Genomic DNA, 17,866 nt, shown 5'->3' on the forward strand with positions numbered 1-17,866 from the left:
TGACTGGGGAAACGGCGCCGAGCAGCCAAGCGCTCAGCCAGCCCAGGCTGGCAGCAGACGCGCCAGCCTGGGTAGCTCGAAGGCCCGGTAATCCGGCAGGCCGCCACGCACCGGCTGGGTGAACTCCCCCTCGATCAGCGGACGTATGTAGTCGCAAGCAGCCTGGGTGACGTGGAGTCCGTCTGCGCTCAGGAAGGCAGACGGCAGGGCACGCTCGAGATTGGCGATCGGACGCGTGTCCACCGCGACCACATCCCAGCGGTAAGGGGCATCCTGAAGGCGGCGGATGGCAGACATCTGGCCACCGCCGCCAGCAAGCGCATACTCGACTGCCGCCCGACCGACTGCCATCGCCTGCTCGCGATCGCTCGCCGACAGCCAGTGCCCGCTCGCACGCTGCAGGTAGTCCGGGATCGCCCAATGATGCTTGTAACCGAGTTGCTCATGGAGCAGGCGTGCGATTGCCGACCCTGCGCCGCCGAGCTGGACGTAACCACGCGGGTCGCGCGACTTCTCCATGAGCAGACTGCCGTCAGCGCGACGGATGCCCTCTGACACCGTCACCGTGCAATAGCCGAGCCGCTCGGTCGTCTCGCGCACACGTTGCAGGAAGCGCGCCTCATCGAACCCCACCTCCGGCAGCAGCACCACATGTGGCGCGCGCTCGGGATCGCCGTCAGCGGCAAGCGCGGTAGCCGCGGCCAGCCAGCCCGTGTTGCGCCCCATCACCTCGAGTACGAAGACGCTACCCTTGCGTCCGACCATCGATGCGATGTCGAGCCCGGCTTCCAGCATCGAGGTTGCGAGGTACTTGGCGGCAGAACCGAAGCCCGGGCAGCAGTCGGTGCCGACGATATCGTTGTCCACCGTCTTCGGAACGCCAACACACTGCAGAGGATAGCCACGGCGCAACGCTTCGTCATGCAGGCGCGCCACCGCGTCCATCGAACCGTTCCCGCCGTTGTAGAGCAGGTAGCCGATGCGGTGGGCGTCGAACACTGCGAACAGGCGATCCATCACTGCTCCGCCATCGTCCCGCGGCAGGTCGAACCGGCATGAGCCGAAAGCGCCGCCCGGCGTACGGGCCAGGCGCTCGAGCGCGGTCTCATCGAGCGCATCCGTATCGATCAGATCCTCGGCGAGCACGCCACCAATACCGCGATGCGCTGCCAGCACCTTTCCGATGCGTGGTGCGTAGCTGCGCGCGGTCTCGATCACCGCCGCCGCGGTCGCGTTGATGACGGCGGTCACGCCGCCCGAATGCGCATAGAGCAGGTTCGAATGCGTCATCGCGCCAGACCTCCCGACGAAATCCCTTGCCGAAGCAAGCATCTCGCCGCAGCATCAAAACAAACGCGGCCGCCACCGAATCCGGCGCGGCCGCGCGAGAGAGCTGGCCAGTACACACACCGGCCCGCCCACGATCCAGAGTAGATTACTTGAGCGCTGCGAAAGCGTTCGCGGTAATCTCCTCGACCGGGCCGAGACCCGAGATCTTGCGCACCTTGGGAGCATTGGCGTCGCCGGAGGCGGCCCACTTGCCGTAGTACTCGACGAGCGGCTTGGTCTGCGCATGGTAGACATCAAGACGCTTCTTCACCGTCTCTTCCTTGTCATCGTCGCGCTGCACCAGATCCTCGCCGGTCACGTCATCCTTGCCTTCGACCTTGGGCGGGTTGTATTTGACATGGTAGGTGCGGCCCGAGGCGAGGTGGGCGCGGCGCCCGCTCATGCGTTCGACGATCTCGCTGTCGGGCACATCGATCTCGAGCACGAAGTCGATCGGCACACCGGCGTCCTTCATTGCATCTGCCTGCGGGATGGTGCGCGGGAAGCCGTCGAACATATAGCCGGCCTTGCAGTCGTCCTGCAAAAGGCGATCCTTCACCAGGCCGATGATGATGTCGTCGGAAACCAGGCCGCCGGCATCCATCACCTTCTTGGCCTCGATGCCGAGCGGCGTGCCCGCCTTGACCGCTGCGCGCAGCATGTCACCGGTGGAGATCTGCGGAATGCCGAACTTCTCCTTGATGAAGTTGGCTTGCGTCCCCTTGCCGGCACCCGGCGGCCCCAAAAGAATCAGTCGCATACACCCTCCCGAAATTGACGGCCCTGGACGAGGCCGATTGATTATTGATTGATGAACAGGCCGAAACTTAACCGACGCAGGTCGCGGCGGTCAAACAGCGCCACTGGCATAAATTGCCCGTACGCGCTCGAGGTCCTCCATGGTGTCCACCCCTGCTGCAGGCGCATGGTCGAGTTCGAGCACACCGATACGGTAGCCATGCCAGAGCGCCCGCAACTGTTCCAGCGCCTCCCAGTGCTCGAGCGGAGATGGCGCGAGGCTGGCATAACGGCGCAAAAAGCCGACGCGATAGGCATAGAGGCCAACGTGGCGCAGCATGGGCAGCCCGGCCGGCAACCCGGTGCGCGCCTCCGCCCAGGCATCGCGCGCCCACGGGATCGGCGCGCGCGAGAAGTACAGCGCTCGCCCCGCGGCATCACAGACAACCTTGACCACGTTGGGATTGAAAACCTCGGCCGCATCCGCGAGCGGGTGGGCAGCCGTCGCAATCGCGCATTCAGCATCCCGGGCGAGCGCTTCGGCAACGGCAGCAACGACTGCAGTGTCGATCAAGGGCTCGTCGCCCTGAACATTGACGATGATGTCCTCGTCGGCCCACGCGCACAGCTCAGCCACCTCGGCGAGACGATCGGTACCACTCGGATGATCTGAACGCGTCATCACCACGACACCGCCCGCCGCACTCACGGCATCGCGAACGCCGTCGTGGTCGGTCGCCACCAGAACCTCGGCAGCCCCCGCTGCGTGCACACGCTCGAGCACACGCACGATCATCGGCTTTCCACAGATGTCGGCCAAAGGCTTGGCCGGCAGTCGTGTCGACGCATAACGCGCCGGAACCACGATCCGAAACGCTGTCATGGCGCCCCGTCCGGCTCAGCAGCGGCGGGGGTCGCGCAGAGCGTCGACCTCTTCGGCGCTCATCGCGCGTGCTTCCTCATCCAGCATGACCGGAATGCCGTCACGTATGGGGTAGGCCAGGCGATCGGCCTTGCACACCAATTCCTGCTTGTCGGCCAGGAAGTCGAGCGGCCCCTTGCACAACGGGCAGACGAGGATCTCAAGCAGTCGTGGGTCCATCTTCGAGTTTCTCCAGGATGCGTGTGGCGGCATCGACGCCGATCTGCGCCTTCACCGGTAGCTCCCAGCTGTCGGCAGGCGCGAAAGCCCGGCATTTTACCGCATCCTTGGCCGTCATCAGGATCGGCCTTGCATCGCCGAACGCAAGGTCTTCAGCGACAAAGGCATGATGGTCGGCAAAGGGGTGTTCAATCACCTCCAGCCCCGCTTCGGCCAATTGATCGAAAAAGCGCTGCGGGCGACCAATACCCGCCACTGCATGCACCCTCTGCCCGCTCAGCTCAGCCAGGGTACGCGTGCGCTGTGGCTCATTCACCGCCTGCAGTACAGTGCCTTCCAGCCGCATGGCATGGACCGGAACACCATGCGCCGCCGCGCGCGTGCTCGCCGACAACTCGCCATGCGCGATCACGAGATCGACCTCGGCCAGACGGGCAAGGGGCTCTCGCAACGGCCCCGCGGGCAGCAGCCAGCGGTTGCCCAGCGTGGCCTCATCGACGACCGCGATCTCGATGTCCCGCCCCAGGCGGTAGTGCTGCAGACCGTCGTCAGCGACGATCACGTCGCAAGCGGGCGTGTTCCGCAACAGCTCCGCCGCGGCCGCCACCCGGTCCCGTCCCACCACCAATGGGCACCCGGTGACCCGAGCCAGCAGAACCGGTTCGTCGCCGAACGTCGCCGGGTCACCATCGGCCGGCACTGCCGCGACGCCCTGCACGCTGCCGCCGTGGCCGCGACTCACGATCCCCGGCTGCCAGCCGGCCGCGCGCAATACCTCGACCAGCCAGGCCACGACCGGCGTCTTGCCACTGCCGCCCACTGCGATGTTGCCAACGATGACCACCGGCACCGGCAGGCGCTGAGCGCGCACGCGCGCGCGCCGCCGACGCGCGAGCGCACCGAACAGCGCCGACAGCGGCCGCAACGCGCACGCGACGGGACCGCGGCCCCGCCAGAAGTCTGGCGCGCGCGCGGCCATGCTCACGCGCTCACTGCGCGGGCGCCTGGGTGGCGAAGGTGATGTGCGGCAGCCCGGCGCGCTGGGCTGCCTGCATGACGTCCACCACACTCTGGTGGGTCGCCTTCGCGTCGGCATTGATGACCACCACGGGCGGATCGCCAGGCTCTCCAGGCACGGCCTTGCCAAGGGCGGCCGCAATCGCCTCGATGCTGCGGTCGGCGACCGGCAGGCGGTTGACGACGATCTCCCCCGTTGCCGTTACTGCGACGATGATCTCGCGTGCGACGACCTCACTGCCCTCCGACTCGGCGGTGGGCAGGTTGACCTCGAGCCCCGACACCTTCGAGAAGGTCGTCGTCAGCATCAGGAAGATGATGATCACCAGGACGACATCGATGAGCGGAATCATGTTGATCTCCGGCTCCTCGTTGCGGCTGCCACGGCGAAAGTTCATGCCGGCACTCCGTCAGGCCCGCCGCTCGCCATGTGCCACCTCGACAAGCTTGATCGCCTGCTGCTCCATGTCGATCACGAAACTGTCGATGAGCGCACGGAAATGCCGCCAGAAGATCATCGCCGGGATCGCGATGATCAGTCCGAGGCCGGTCGTGTACAGCGCAATCGAGATGCCCTGGGCGAGCTGCGCTGGATTGGCACCGCTGACGCCCTGCGAAGCGAAGATGTCGATCATGCCGATGATGGTACCGAGCAACCCCATCAGCGGGCTGATGGCGGCAATGGTGCCGAGGGTGGTCAGGAAGCGCTCGAGTTCGTGCACAACCGCACGGCCGGTCTCCTCGATCGATTCCTTCATCATCTCGCGCGGACTATTGACGTTGCGCAAGCCTGCGGCCAGCACTCGTCCCAATGGCGAATGGAGCGCAACACGCTCGATCATCGCTGCAGACGCGCCGTCCTGCTGCAGATCATTGAGCACGTTGTCGAGCAGGCCGGCAGGCACGACGCGAGCGCGACGCAAGGTAATGGAACGCTCGATGATCAGCGCGACCGCAATCACCGAAGCGAGGATCAGGGGCCAGATGGGCCAGCCGACGGCCTGAATGATTGCGAACACGCGGAGCAACCTCTTGCGGGCAAAGGCGGAACTCTAGCGCCGACGCCCGCATGCAGCAAGCAGCCCGGCCTTTCACGGGCCACCCCAATGAATCCACAAAAGCTGTGGATAAGTTTGTGGACATTTCGTGAAAGCGGGCCGAAAAGCCTACCGCTACAGGCATTCCTTCACTCCGATGCAAAATTGTGCAACATATTAAACACAATAAAATCAGTGACTTAACAACAAACCCCTTTCCCGTCAAGCACTTGCAGCACGAGTCTTGACAAGGCCTGAAGACTGTGGATTCCGCTAGAATCCCTCCATGACTTTCCCCTACGAAACGCCGGTTTCAAGGCCCACTGGAATCGAGCAGACGAGCACTGCTGTGCTGAGCGTAAGCGCCCTCAACCGCCTCGCTCGCGAGGCACTGGAAACCGCGCTGCCGCTACTGTGGGTTGGCGGAGAAATCTCCAACCTGACCCGCGCTGCATCGGGCCACCTCTATTTCACCCTGAAGGACGCGAATGCCCAGGTGCGCTGCGCAATGTGGCGCAACAAGGCCCAGCTGCTAGCCTTCCGGCCGCAGAACGGCATGCGTGTGGAAGCCCGCGCGCTGGTCACGCTCTACGAAGCCCGCGGCGACTACCAGCTCAACATCGAGAGCCTGCGCCCCGCCGGCATCGGCAGCCTGTTCGAGGCCTTCAACCGTCTCAAGGAGAAGCTCGCCGCGGAGGGCCTCTTCGACGCCGCCGGGCGGCGCCCCCTGCCTCGTCTGCCGCGGGCAATCGGAGTGGTCACATCGGCCCAGGCCGCCGCCCTGCGCGACGTGATCATCACCTTGCGACGGCGAGCCCCCCATGTGCCGATCATTGTCTTCCCGACCCCCGTCCAGGGACCGGATGCCGGCCCCGGCCTGCTCGCGGCACTCGACGCTGCCGCCGCGCATGCTGCGCAAGCGTCGATCGACGTCGTGCTGCTGGTGCGCGGCGGCGGCAGTATCGAGGATCTATGGGCGTTCAACGACGAGACGCTCGCGCGCGCCCTGCGGGCCAGTCGCCTGCCGGTGGTGTGCGGGGTCGGCCACGAAACCGATGTGACCATCGCCGACTTCGCAGCCGACCTGCGTGCCCCGACTCCGACCGGCGCCGCCGAACTCGTCACCGAAGGGTGGCATGCAATGCGTTCGACCCTGCCCGGACTCGATGTCCAGCTGCAGCGCGCCATGATTCGGCGACTTGAAGCGCTCGGCCAGCGCCTCGACCGTGCCGCCTTGCAGCTCAAGCACCCACGCGCGCGCATCGCCGACGAGGCCAAAAGCCTGCAGGGCCTGGGCCAGCGCCTGAGCGACGCCATGAGGCGGCGCCTGGCGTTCGACCGCTTGCATGCAGCGCATGTGGGGGCGCGCCTGCGCGCAGCGGTACCACGGCTGGCGCAGGACCAGCGCACAATGGACGCACTCGCGCACCGATTGCAGCGCAGCCTGCAGCACCTTTTGACCCATCAGCGCCAGCGCACCGAAGCCCTCGCGGCAAGCCTGCAGCACCTGGCCCCTGAAGCCGTGCTCGAGCGCGGCTACGCGATCGCACGCGACACGCAGGGCCGCGTCCTCCGTCATGCTGCCGAAGTGCCCGACGGCGCGACCGTAAGCGTGCAACTTGCCCACGGCAGCCTCGCCACCCGCGTCACCGGGCACCAGGACGACTGATTGAGGTCGAAACAGGTGCTCGCAGCCATCCATCAGCCAGCCTCACCCGCTTGGCCGACCCTGCGGCCCCCGACACGACCTGTTCCGCAAACCCGCGGATAGGCTTAACATTCTGGGCCCAGCATTGTCAGCACGCAGCAAACCAGACTAAAATGGTCCTGGTTTAATGCCGCCGACGGACAAATCGAATACAGGAGAAACTCCATGGAACACACTCTGCCCGCCCTGCCTTACGCCAAGGATGCCCTCGCTCCGCACATCTCCGCGGAAACGCTGGAGTTCCACTACGGCAAGCACCACCAGGCCTACGTCACCAACCTGAACAACCTGATCAAGGGCACCGAGTACGAGAACCTCGACCTCGAGGCCATCGTCAAGAAGGCGCCGGCCGGCGGCATCTACAACAACTCGGCCCAGGTCTGGAACCACACCTTCTTCTGGAACAGCATGGCGCCCAACGGCGGCGGCGAGCCCACCGGCGCGCTGGCTGACGCCATCAAGGCCAAGTGGGGCTCGTTCGAAGACTTCAAGAAGGCCTTCCAGGCCTCGGCAGTCGGCAACTTCGGCTCTGGCTGGACCTGGCTGGTCAGGAAGGCCGACGGTTCGGTGGACATCGTCAACATGGGCGCCGCCGGCACCCCGCTGACGACCGGCGACACCGCCCTGCTCTGTATCGACGTATGGGAGCATGCCTACTACATCGACTACCGCAACCGCCGCCCGGACTTCGTTGCCACCTTCCTCGACAAGCTGGCCAACTGGGAATTCGCCGCGAAGAACTTCGCCTGATCCCCAGCCGCCCGGTTGCAACCGGGCCTGCCTCACCGAAAGCGACCCCACCGGGTCGCTTTCTTGCTTTACGCCCCCTGACCAGGCGCCCCGACCATGCTCCAGGTGCTCTACCGCGACGAATGGCTCATCGCCATCGACAAACCCTCGGGACTGCTCGTGCACAGAAGCCCGATTGCCGCCCAGGAGGCGCGCTTCGCCGTTCAGCTCCTGAGGGACCAGATCGGCCAGCGTGTCTACCCGGCGCATCGCCTCGACCGTGGCACATCCGGTGTGCTGCTGTTCGCCCTCGACCGCACTGTGGCCGCTCGGCTGGGCGCACAGTTCGAGACCCGCACGGTCGACAAACGCTACCTCGCCATCGTCCGTGGCCATCCAGCACAGGCAGGCCTGATCGACCACCCGCTGGCACGCCGGCTAGACGCCATCGAGCGCGATCGCGGCGTGGGCGCAGGTAACCGCGATGGGCACCCCGAAGACCTCGAGCGCGACGAGGTGACTAGCACTGCGCTCGATGCGCGCACGCGCTTCAGGCGCCTGGCCTGTGCCGAACTGCCCCATCGGGTCGACCGCTATGCAAGCAGCCGCTACGCGCTGCTGGAGCTCGCGCCCGAAACCGGACGCCGTCATCAGATCCGCCGTCACCTCAAACACATCTCGCATCCGATCATCGGTGACGCCACCTATGGCAAGGGCAGGCACAACCGGCTGTTCGCCGAACTGTTCGACAGCCATCGCCTGCTGCTGGCGTGCACACGCCTGGCACTGCGCCACCCGGTGCTGGACACTGCGCTGGAGATCATGGCGCCGCCGGCGGATGACTTCCACAGCGTCATGCGCGGTCTGGGCTGGCCCCTGGAACTTGCAACAAGCTGAAGCGCTCGGTGCAGCCATGTGGCTCCACCGAGCGGCCGTTTCGAGGCACAATGCCGCTTCACTAAGCCGGCTGCCGTGCGCCGTCTCTGCCCGCAGCACGAATCCGGCCCTTGCTCCAATCCCATCCCACCCAGGTAGATCGATGAATCCGCTGCTCCAGGTACGTCAGTTCGGCCAGCAGATCTGGCTCGACAATCTCTCCCGCACGCTGCTCAACGACGGCCACCTTGCCCGCTTCATCAACGAGGATGGCGTCACTGGCATCACCACGAATCCGGCTATTTTCCACAAGGCGATTTCCGGGGGACGGTATTACGAGGACGACCTGGCCAGGCTCAAGCAGCAGCCGATGAGCGCCGAAGCGCGCTACGAGGGGCTCGTGATTCCCGATGTCCAGCGTGCCTGCGATCTCCTTGCCCCCCTTTTCCGGGACAGCGGCGGCGAGGCCGGCTACGTGAGCCTGGAGGTGTCGCCTGCACTCGCACACGATGCGGCAGGGACACTGGCAGCCGGCCTGCGCCTGAAGACTGCGGTCAACCGGCCGAACCTGTTGATCAAGGTCCCAGCCACCCGCGCCGGGTTGGTGGCAATCGAGGAGCTGGTTGCGGCCGGCATCAGCGTGAACGTGACCCTCATGTTCTCGCTCACCCATGTCGATGCGGTCGCCCAGGCATACGTCCGCGGACTCGAGCGCCTGCGTGCTCAAGGGGGCGACCTGCGGTCGGTCATGTCGGTCGCAAGCCTGTTCCTGTCGCGCGTCGATACGCTGGTGGACAAGCAGCTCGAAGCGCTTGCGGCGGACACCCCGGCCCGTCCGGGACGCACCGCGGTCGCACTCGCCCGCCTCGCCTACCAGCGCTACCGCGCACGCTTCCACGGCGAGGGTTTCGCGAACCTGCGTGCTGCCGGTGCGCGTCCGCAGTACATGTTGTGGGCGAGCACAGGCACGAAGAACCCGGCCTACAGCGACCTGCTGTACGTCGAACCCCTGATCGGTGCAGAGACGGTCAATACGCTCCCTGATGCAACGCTCGACGCCCTGCGCGACCATGGCAAGGCAGCGGCCTCCCTCGAACTCGAACTCGACCAGGCTCAGGCGCAATTCGCGGCCCTGGCGGCCGCCGGTATCGACCTCGAGGCCGCCGGAGAGCGCCTGCAGCAGGAAGGCCTGGCGCAGTTCGAGCAGGCTTTTTCAGCGCTGCTCGAACTGACCGCCTGACAGGCTCAAAGGCCTTAGCACGGGGCGGCTGCAAAGCGCGCCCCGTCGTGCTCAAGTCAGCGCAGGGACGACGTCGGCGATCAGCGCATTGCGCGAAATGCCCCGGCGGTCACCCGCCGCATCGAGCAACTCCTTCATGTCCAGGATCAGCACGATCTGGCCGTTGGACAGCGTCGTGACGCCGGCCACGCCCTTGGGCCGGAAGTCGTCGAGCGACTTGATCACAGCATCCTCGCGCCCGGCAAAGCTGTCGACCGCAAGGATGAAGGACCACTCGGCAGCCTGCATCAACACCCCGTACTGAGGTATGCGCTCACGCGGCCAGCCCAACAGCATCGACAGCGGCACGATCGGCAGAACCTCGCCGCGTACAACCATGGTCGCACGCCCACCCACATCCTGAATGGCGTCGGGCACGATCGGCAGGATCTCCCGCACCATCGACAGTGGCACCGCGAAAGGCTGATCGGCCAGCCGGACCAGCAACACCGGCAGGATCGCCAGCGTGAGCGGCAGGTTGATGATGAGCGTGGTGCCCTTGCCTAGCTCGGACTTGATCTCGATCGTGCCGTTCAGCTTCTGGATGTTGGTGCGCACGACATCCATGCCGACGCCGCGCCCAGAAACGTCCGACACCTTGTCGGCCATCGAAAAGCCAGGCAGGAAGATGAGGTTGTAACTCTGGCGATCATCCATGGTGCTCGCCTCCTCATCGGTGATGAGGCCGCGCTGGAGGGCCTTGGCCCGCAGTCGCTCGGCGTCCATGCCGCGCCCATCATCTGCCACCATGATGACGATGTGATCGCCTTCCTGGCGTGCCTCGAGGCGGACCAGGGACTTCTGCGGCTTGCCGGCGGCCCCCCGCCCTTCCGCATCCTCGATACCGTGATCGACTGCATTGCGAACGAGGTGGATGATCGGATCCGAGAGATCCTCGATCATCGTCTTGTCGATCTCCGTCTCCTCGCCGACCAGAACCAGTTCGACGTCCTTGCCCAGGTTACGCGCCAGATCGCGCGCAATGCGCGGATACTTCTGGAACAGGCGGCCAATCGGCTGCATGCGGGTCTTCATGACCGCGTTCTGCAGATCCGACACCAGCAGGTCCAGCTGGCTCACGGCCAGGTCAAGCGCATGCAGGGTCTCGGTGTCGTTACGGCCGCTGAGGATGTCGCTGCGCAAGGCATTGAGCCGGTTCTTGGTGAGGCCGATCTCCCCCGACAGGTTGAGCACCTGGTCGAGGCGCGCGGTATCGACGCGGATGGAGTTGTCGCGCTGCCGCTCCGTTTCCCGCCTGCCCGTCGGCCCACTGGCCCCCGGCACGTCGGTTGCACGCCGCCCGAGCGCGGCCTTTACGACAGGATCCTCGGACTCCGTGCGTACCGTGGCGGCGCCGGTCTCCACTGCTACAGGTGCAGGCGCCTTGGCCGCAGGCACGACCGCCTTGCCGGTCACGGTCTCGTACAGAACGTCCCAATCAGGCTCACCCTGCCGCGGCACCTTCACCGCAGCAGCAGGTCCAGGCTCAGCTGCACGCACCTCGGCCCCGTCCTCTCCGTCAACCGCGGCCCGCAGCTTCGCGATCAACGCGGGGGCGGCCGGCGCCGGCTGGGTGCCACGTTCGAGATCGCCGAACATCTGGCGGACCGACGCCGTCGCGGCAAGGATGACGTCCATGCGTTCCGGCGTCACCTTCAGTTCGCCATTGCGCAACCTGTCGAAGAGGCTCTCGGTCAGATGGCACAGCGTGACGAGTTCGCCCGCGTTGAGGAAACCCGCACCCCCCTTGATGGTGTGGAAACCGCGGAAAATCTCGTTGAGCAGGCCGACATCGTCCGGCGCCCGCTCCAGATCGACCAGCTTGTTGTCCACGCCGGACAGCAGATCCTCGGCCTCGACGAGAAAATCCTGCAGCAGCTCTTCCATTCCGGCGAAATCACTCATGGCTCACCTATGCTCTTCATTGACCCGGACCCTGTGCCCATAAAAGCCGGCCGTCCGCTTTAGAACCCGAGGCTCTCGAGAAGGTCGTCCACCTCGGACTGGTTATGCAGCACGTCCGCCCCCGCAACCCCATCGATCACCGGCCCGTTGAGCAGGCTCGCCTTGCATTCGGCCCGGACCTGCGGTGGCGTGGCTTCGATCAAGACCTGTACGAGCTGGCTCTCGAGCATTTGCGCCAGTTCCAGCACGCGCTTGATCACCTGTCCAGTCAGATCCTGAAAGTCCTGCGCCATCATGATTTCGTGCAACTGCTTGCTGGTCGAACGCGAGCCTGCCGCGACCTCGGCGATGAAACGTCGCGTGTCACCGCTCAAGTCACGGAACTCGCCGGGCGACAACTCACCGGCATAAAGTCGATCCCAGCGCGCGCCCAAGGCATTGGCACCGCTGGCAAGCGCGGACTGGATCGGCGCAGCAACATCGGTCGCATTCAGAACGCGGCTGGCAGACTGCTCGGTCATCTGGGCGATGTAGGCCAGTCGCTGACGCACGTCGGGAATGGCCTCGGCCGCCTCCTGCAAGGTGCCCTCCAGCCCCAACTCGCGCAAGGTGTCGTGAACCTGCCGGGTCAATTGCCCCAGGCGGGTAAACACCACGGCAGGTTCGACCTGTTCTGCGACCGAGGCGTGCGTGGTGCTGGCGGCCACTGCCGGGGCGGCCGTTTGGGGCGCAGCCGGCTCGGCGGTGTGCTCCGCCTGCGAGGCCACGGCGTCGAACAAGGCCTGCAGTTCGTCACTGTCACCGGTATCGGCACTCGCACCAAGCGGACTGGCCTCTACCGGCCGCGCTACCGACGGGCTTCGAGCTCGCCCCACCGGCTCAGCCGCAATGCTGTCGAACAGCGCCTGCAGCTCGTCGGAATCCCCGGCCTCATCGATCTTCGACTTCTTGCTCATCTGTCTTGCTCCGTTCCCAACCGAAGGCGGCGCTCACGCCGAGTTCTGGCCCATCTTCTCGAAGATCTTCTCCAGCTTCTCGGCCAGGGTCACCGCCGTGAAGGGCTTGACGACATACCCGCTCGCACCGGCCTGGGCCGCGGCGATGATGTTCTCCTTCTTGGCTTCGGCCGTGACCATCAGCACGGGAAGGTGCTTGAGGTGCGGCGTGCGCCGGATGGTCTGGAGCAAGGTCAGCCCGTCCATGTTGGGCATGTTCCAGTCTGTCACGACGAAATCGAAAGAGCCGCTGTTGAGCTTCTGCAGCGCAACCGCACCGTCCTCTGCCTCGTCGACGTTGGCGAATCCAAGCTCCTTGAGGAGATTGCGGACAATGCGCCGCATCGTCGAGAAGTCGTCGACAACAAGGAATTTGGTTTTAGGGTCGGCCATGTTCTGTTTTCTCCGGGGTTCTATGCCTGCGCCGTTCTGGTTCAGCGACGGCCACGATTCAACATGGGCCGAATCGTCTCGGCCAGCACGTCGGCGTCGAATTTTGCCACGTAGGCGTCGACCCCGACGCGTTTGCCCATCGCGCGATTGGCGTCCGAAGACAGCGACGAGTGCATCACGACGGGAATGCCATTGAATCTGTGGTCCGCCTTGATGTTGCGCGTAAGTACGTAGCCATCCATCTCCGGCATCTCTGCGTCCACCAGGATCAGGTCGATCTCATCGATCACCTGGCGTCCAACCTGGTCCGCATGCGTTGCGATGCCCTGCAGCCGGTTCCAGGCCTCGAGACCGTTCTGCGCGTGCTTGTGCCGCACACCGAGCTTGTCCAGGACCTCGGTGATCTTGCGCCGGGCCACGCTGGAGTCATCGACGAAGAAGACGCTGCATTCGTGGCCATGGCTGATCGGCGCGATGTTTCCGACCACCGCATCGCCAAAGGTGTTGGCGAGGATGGTCTCGACATCGAGGATCGACACCAGGCGACCGTCGGGAAGCTCGGTAATCGCAGTGATGAAGGTCTGGGAGGACGACGATACGTTCTCCGGCGCCCGCACCTTCTCCCAGTCGACCCGCACGATGCGGTCCACCGAATCGACCAGGAACCCGAGCGTGCGCTTGCTGTACTCGGTCACCATCATCGCCCCGCCCAGCGGGGCACCGGGCTTGGTGAGATCCAGTATGCGCCCCAGGGAAAGCACGGGAATCACGTTACCGCGCAGCGAAATCAGGCCCTCGACGCCGGCCGGCATGTTGGGGGTACGCGTGATGAAGGGCGTCTGGGAAACCTCGCGCACCTTGAACACGTTGATGCCGAAGTGCTCATTGGTGCCCAGCGAGAACAGGAGGATCTCCATCCGGTTCGAGCCCGCCAGGCTGGTGCGCTTCTCGACGGTATCGAACAGCGCGTTCTCTTCGTTCTGCAGCTCTCGCATGTTGCCTCCTCAATCCGCCTGATCCTTGTCCGCCGCCCGCATGAGACGCACCAGCGTCTCGGCCAGCTTCACTGGCTCGAACTTCGGCACGTACTCGTCGACCCCCACGGAATGCCCGAGCTGCTGGTTCGACATCCCCGACAGCGACGAATGCATGAGCACCGGAATGCCGGCGAAACGCCTATCGGCCTTGATCTGGCGCGTCAACATGTAGCCGTCGAGCTCCGGCATCTCGACGTCGGTCAGTATCAGGCTCACGAGGTCGGATACCTTGCGCCCGGTCGCCTCGGCCTGCATGGCGGCCTTGTTCAGCTCTTCCCAAGCCTGGCGGCCATTCACGGAGCCCACGTACCGCACCCCCATCGCGTCCAGGGTCTGGGTGATCTGCCGACGCGCCACGGAGGAGTCATCGGCAAAGTACACGACGTGATTCTCGGCCCCGGGGAAGGGACGGATGTCACGGAACTCGATATCGTCGTCATAGTTCGAGGTTTCGGACAACACCTTCTCGACGTCGAGCAACATGACCAGACGGCCATCGGCGAGCTCGGTCACAGCCGTCACGAGCCCCCCGAGCCTGGCCGTGAGCATCTCCGGGGGGACTCGCATCTGCGACCAGTCCAGCCTGAGGATGGTATCCACGGCCTCCACCAGAAAACCCTGGGTATGGCCGTTGTATTCGGTGACGATCATGATCTCGCGCGGACTGTCGTCACTGATGCCGCCATATCGCCCCAGATCGACCACCGGCACCAGGGCGCCACGCAGGCTGACCATGCCTTTAACGGCGTCGGGCATCTCCGGCGCCGCCGTGATCTGCGGCGTGCGCATCACCTCGCGGACCTTGAAGACATTGATACCGAAGGTCTCCCTTCGGCCCGTTCGCGCGTCGACACCCAGCGTAAAAAGCAGGATCTCGAGCTTGTTCGTTCCCGCAAGCCGGGTACGGGCGTCGATATTCTTGAGCAGTTCGGACATGTCTTGTTCCGCTTTCCGGTTGGGTTTAGGCCGCCGCGCCGGCTGCCTTGAAAGATGTATCGGCTACAGCTCGATTAACTTTAGGTTAGTGCATCAACGCAGCGGCGCGCCAAAGATATCACTGACGACAGCGTCCCCTCCATCCGGCTCGCGAGCACCGGGCGCACCCGCCCCCTCGACCTCGATCTGCCGCCCAGGCGCCCGCATCGCCTCCTCCGCTGCCTTGTTCAGGACGACGATGCTGATGCGACGGTTGGCCGGATCCAGGGGGTCATCCGGGTTCAGGTGCGCAGTGTCGGCAAGTCCGAGCACGCGCACCAGCTTGCCCGGCTCGAGCCCGCCGGCGACCAGCTCTCGGCGCGCTGCATTGGCACGATCGGCCGACAGCTCCCAGTTCGAGAACCCGCGCTCCCCGCCCGCATACTGCGCGGAGTCGGTATGCCCCGACATGCTGATGCGGTTGTCGACATCATTGAGGGCGCGTGCAATCTCGCGCAGCAGCTCGCGGGTATATGGACGCAGATTGGCGCTGGCCGACGTGAACATCGGACGGTTCTGCGCATCGACGAGCTGTATCCTGAGCCCTTCCGAAATGATGTCGAGCAGGATCTGTTCCTTGAACTGGCGCAACGATGGGTTGGCCTCGATGATTGCCTCCAGCTTTCCCTTCAGATCGATCATCCGCGCACGCTCACGGCGCTTGGCCGCCTCGAGAGCCTCCTCGGCACGCATCTCGTCCGGCGTCTTCACGCGCGCACGCGCGGCATCGACGTTGATCGCACGCGTGCTAGGCGTGTCTCCGCGCCGCACCTGGCCGACCTTGCGCGACAGATCCTCGCCACCGCCCTTGATGATGCTCGAACTGTCCCCCGTCCCCTCGCCCCCGGCCATGGCCAGCTTGAGCGGGTTCTGGAAGTGATCGGCAATGCCCTCGAGATCTCCCTGGGCCGTCGAACCGAGCAACCACATCAGCAGGAAGAAAGCCATCATCGCGGTCACGAAATCCGCATAGGCGATCTTCCATGCACCGCCATGGTGGCCTCCACCCCCCTTCTTGATGCGCTTGACGACGATTGGCTGCTGGGTATCGTCGCTCATCACGCGCTCCAGACCACGCCAACCTGAAGACGGCGTGAGTACTCAGGCGGGACGGAACCCGATGAAGGCATAGGACTCAACCCTTCCGGTTCTTGATTTCCTGCTCGAGCTCGACAAAGCCCGGGCGGTCGGTCGAGTAAAGCACCTTGCGACCGAACTCGATCGCGACCTGCGGCGCATAGCCGTTCATGCTCGCCAGCAGCACCACCTTGATGACCTGGTAGATCTTGCCCCCTTCCTCGACCTTCTGCTCGAGCTGGCCGGCAAGCGGTGCGACAAAGCCGTACGACACGAGAATCCCCAGGAAGGTACCGACGAGCGCACCGCCGATCATCTTGCCCAGCACAGCAGGGGGCTGGCCCACCGAGCCCATCACGTTGACCACCCCCATAACCGCCACCACGATGCCGAAGGCTGGCACCGCGTCGGCAACCTTGGCGACCACGTGCGGCGCCGTATGCGCCTCCTGGTGGTGAGTCTCGATCTCCATGTCCATCAGGTTCTCGATCTCGAACGCATTGAGGTTGCCACCCACCATCATGCGCAGGTAGTCGGTCATGAATTCGACCACATGGTGGTCGGCGGTCACGCTCGGATACTTGGAAAAGATCGGGCTGGAGTCAGGGTTCTCGATGTCGTTCTCGATCGACATCAGGCCCTCCTTGCGTACCTTGGCCAGGATCTCGAACAACAGGGCAAGCAGATCGACGTAAAGCGCCTTGTTGTACGGCGACCCCTTGAGCGCCATCGGCAAGCCCTTGAGCGTCGCCTTGATTGCCTTCGGGCCATTGCCGGCGATGAAGCCGCCGATCATCAGGCCGAAGATCGCGACATACTCGAGCGGCACCCACAAGGCGAGCAGGTCGCCATGCATCGCATAGGTCCCAAGCGACGCCAGCAGCACGACAACGTATCCAATGATCAGGAACACCAGTGACTCCAGGGCGTATGGCCACGCCTGCCGACCTTCGGCTCGCGACCTGTGACCGACTTATCGGCGCGACCTCGCGAAACTTGAACGGCTCGCACGATCAGGCAGGCATGCACCAAAAAAACATGGGCCGCGTGTTACCAGCGCGGCCCATGAAGCATATCCGGAATGCCCGCCAGCGGGCACGGTCTCAAGCCGATACGGCCACTCGCGTGCGGGACACGGCCTTGCGCGTGGCCTTCTTGCGCGAAGAACCCGCCCGCGACGGCATGTTGCACAAGCCGCAGACATAGCCCTGTACCGGGTCATGCGCATGGCCGACGAAGCGTCCACCGCAGCAGGTGCAGGTACTGAGTTGCAGCAGGTCGGCATCGAAGAAGCGCACCAGCGTCCACGCCCGAGTCAAGCTCAGCACCGGCTCCATGGCCGAGCCCTCGATGTGGTCGAGGTAGAGGTTGTACGACTTGAGGATGGCATCCAGCCCACGCACACCGGCACGCTCGACGAAGAAGCGATGAAAGCCCATGAACAGCGATGAGTGCACATTGGGCTGCCAGGTCATGAACCAGTCCGTCGAGAACGGCAGCATGCCCTTGGGCGGCGACACACCGCGCACTTCCTTGTAGATCCGAAGCAGCTTTTCGCGGCTGAGACGAGTCTCGACCTCGAGCATCTGCATGCGCGCGCCAAGCTGGACCATCTCGACCGCGCGCCGGACGTCCTCGGCTTCCTCGATCACTGTCTTGTTCTTCATCT

The 17,866-nt window shown here is 64.7% G+C and carries 19 protein-coding genes; 4 read left to right on the plus strand and 15 right to left on the minus strand.

The window, feature by feature from the left end; genetic code table 11:
• Positions 1-33: 33 nt before the first annotated feature.
• The 7 genes from LQF09_RS13265 to LQF09_RS13295 all read right to left on the minus strand — a co-directional run bounded on the left by LQF09_RS13265 (position 34) and on the right by LQF09_RS13295 (position 5,205).
• Complete coding sequence (locus tag LQF09_RS13265) at positions 34-1,290, minus strand: 6-phosphofructokinase (RefSeq protein WP_270068189.1); 1,257 nt, start codon at positions 1,288-1,290, stop codon at positions 34-36.
• A gap of 145 nt (positions 1,291-1,435) precedes the next feature.
• The gene (adk, locus tag LQF09_RS13270; RefSeq protein ID WP_002927699.1) at positions 1,436-2,089 is read right to left on the minus strand and encodes an adenylate kinase; all 654 of its coding nucleotides are present in this window, start codon (positions 2,087-2,089) and stop codon (positions 1,436-1,438) included.
• A 90-nt stretch (positions 2,090-2,179) separates the two neighbouring features.
• Entirely contained in the window at positions 2,180-2,950 is a 771-nt protein-coding gene (gene kdsB / locus LQF09_RS13275) for a 3-deoxy-manno-octulosonate cytidylyltransferase (protein ID WP_270068190.1), read from the minus strand.
• Positions 2,951-2,965: 15 nt separating this feature from the next.
• Entirely contained in the window at positions 2,966-3,169 is a 204-nt protein-coding gene (locus LQF09_RS13280) for a Trm112 family protein (protein ID WP_002927703.1), read from the minus strand.
• Positions 3,150-4,148, minus strand: coding sequence for a tetraacyldisaccharide 4'-kinase (lpxK, locus tag LQF09_RS13285; RefSeq protein ID WP_270069886.1), 999 nt, complete (start codon positions 4,146-4,148; stop codon positions 3,150-3,152). The genes LQF09_RS13280 and lpxK overlap by 20 nt, the downstream gene beginning before the upstream one ends.
• 10 nt (positions 4,149-4,158) lie before the next feature.
• The gene (locus tag LQF09_RS13290; RefSeq protein ID WP_002927707.1) at positions 4,159-4,584 is read right to left on the minus strand and encodes an ExbD/TolR family protein; all 426 of its coding nucleotides are present in this window, start codon (positions 4,582-4,584) and stop codon (positions 4,159-4,161) included.
• Positions 4,585-4,596: 12 nt separating this feature from the next.
• Positions 4,597-5,205: a MotA/TolQ/ExbB proton channel family protein gene (locus LQF09_RS13295; RefSeq protein WP_002927711.1), complete on the minus strand. Its 609-nt coding sequence runs from the start codon at positions 5,203-5,205 to the stop codon at positions 4,597-4,599.
• A gap of 367 nt (positions 5,206-5,572) precedes the next feature.
• On the opposite strand from LQF09_RS13295, the gene xseA reads away from it, so the two are divergent.
• The 4 genes from xseA (at position 5,573) to tal (ending at position 9,776) form a co-directional block, all read left to right on the plus strand.
• Positions 5,573-6,892, plus strand: a complete 1,320-nt coding sequence (gene xseA / locus LQF09_RS13300) for an exodeoxyribonuclease VII large subunit (RefSeq protein ID WP_270069887.1) — start codon at positions 5,573-5,575, stop codon at positions 6,890-6,892.
• Between the two features lie 204 nt (positions 6,893-7,096).
• Complete coding sequence (locus tag LQF09_RS13305) at positions 7,097-7,681, plus strand: superoxide dismutase (RefSeq protein WP_270068191.1); 585 nt, start codon at positions 7,097-7,099, stop codon at positions 7,679-7,681.
• Positions 7,682-7,777: 96 nt separating this feature from the next.
• Positions 7,778-8,557, plus strand: coding sequence for a pseudouridine synthase (locus LQF09_RS13310; protein WP_002927716.1), 780 nt, complete (start codon positions 7,778-7,780; stop codon positions 8,555-8,557).
• 142 nt (positions 8,558-8,699) lie between these two features.
• On the plus strand, positions 8,700-9,776 hold the full coding sequence (gene tal / locus LQF09_RS13315; protein ID WP_270068192.1) for a transaldolase: 1,077 nt from the start codon (positions 8,700-8,702) through the stop codon (positions 9,774-9,776).
• 51 nt (positions 9,777-9,827) lie between these two features.
• On the opposite strand, the gene LQF09_RS13320 is transcribed toward tal, so the two are convergent.
• From LQF09_RS13320 to flhC, 8 genes are all read right to left on the minus strand, one after another.
• A complete protein-coding gene (locus LQF09_RS13320) occupies positions 9,828-11,720 on the minus strand; it encodes a chemotaxis protein CheA (RefSeq protein ID WP_083491500.1) in 1,893 nt (630 codons plus the stop codon).
• Positions 11,721-11,779: 59 nt separating this feature from the next.
• A complete protein-coding gene (gene cheZ / locus LQF09_RS13325; protein WP_270068193.1) occupies positions 11,780-12,676 on the minus strand; it encodes a protein phosphatase CheZ in 897 nt (298 codons plus the stop codon).
• 33 nt (positions 12,677-12,709) lie between these two features.
• On the minus strand, positions 12,710-13,108 hold the full coding sequence (cheY, locus tag LQF09_RS13330) for a chemotaxis response regulator CheY (RefSeq protein WP_002927726.1): 399 nt from the start codon (positions 13,106-13,108) through the stop codon (positions 12,710-12,712).
• 41 nt (positions 13,109-13,149) lie between these two features.
• Positions 13,150-14,103 carry a chemotaxis protein gene (locus LQF09_RS13335; RefSeq protein ID WP_002927727.1) on the minus strand — a complete coding sequence of 318 codons (954 nt, stop codon included), beginning with the start codon at positions 14,101-14,103 and terminating at the stop codon, positions 13,150-13,152.
• Positions 14,104-14,112: 9 nt separating this feature from the next.
• Entirely contained in the window at positions 14,113-15,081 is a 969-nt protein-coding gene (locus LQF09_RS13340; RefSeq protein WP_002927729.1) for a chemotaxis protein, read from the minus strand.
• Between the two features lie 93 nt (positions 15,082-15,174).
• Positions 15,175-16,179, minus strand: coding sequence for a flagellar motor protein MotB (gene motB / locus LQF09_RS13345; RefSeq protein WP_002927731.1), 1,005 nt, complete (start codon positions 16,177-16,179; stop codon positions 15,175-15,177).
• 76 nt (positions 16,180-16,255) lie between these two features.
• Positions 16,256-17,110 (minus strand): flagellar motor stator protein MotA, encoded by an 855-nt coding sequence (gene motA / locus LQF09_RS13350; RefSeq protein ID WP_002927734.1) that lies wholly within the window; start codon positions 17,108-17,110, stop codon positions 16,256-16,258.
• Between the two features lie 190 nt (positions 17,111-17,300).
• Entirely contained in the window at positions 17,301-17,864 is a 564-nt protein-coding gene (flhC, locus tag LQF09_RS13355) for a flagellar transcriptional regulator FlhC (RefSeq protein ID WP_270068194.1), read from the minus strand.
• Positions 17,865-17,866: the final 2 nt, after the last annotated feature.

The organism is Thauera sp. WB-2 (assembly GCF_027594845.1).
Taxonomy (GTDB): Bacteria; Pseudomonadota; Gammaproteobacteria; order Burkholderiales; family Rhodocyclaceae; genus Thauera; species Thauera mechernichensis.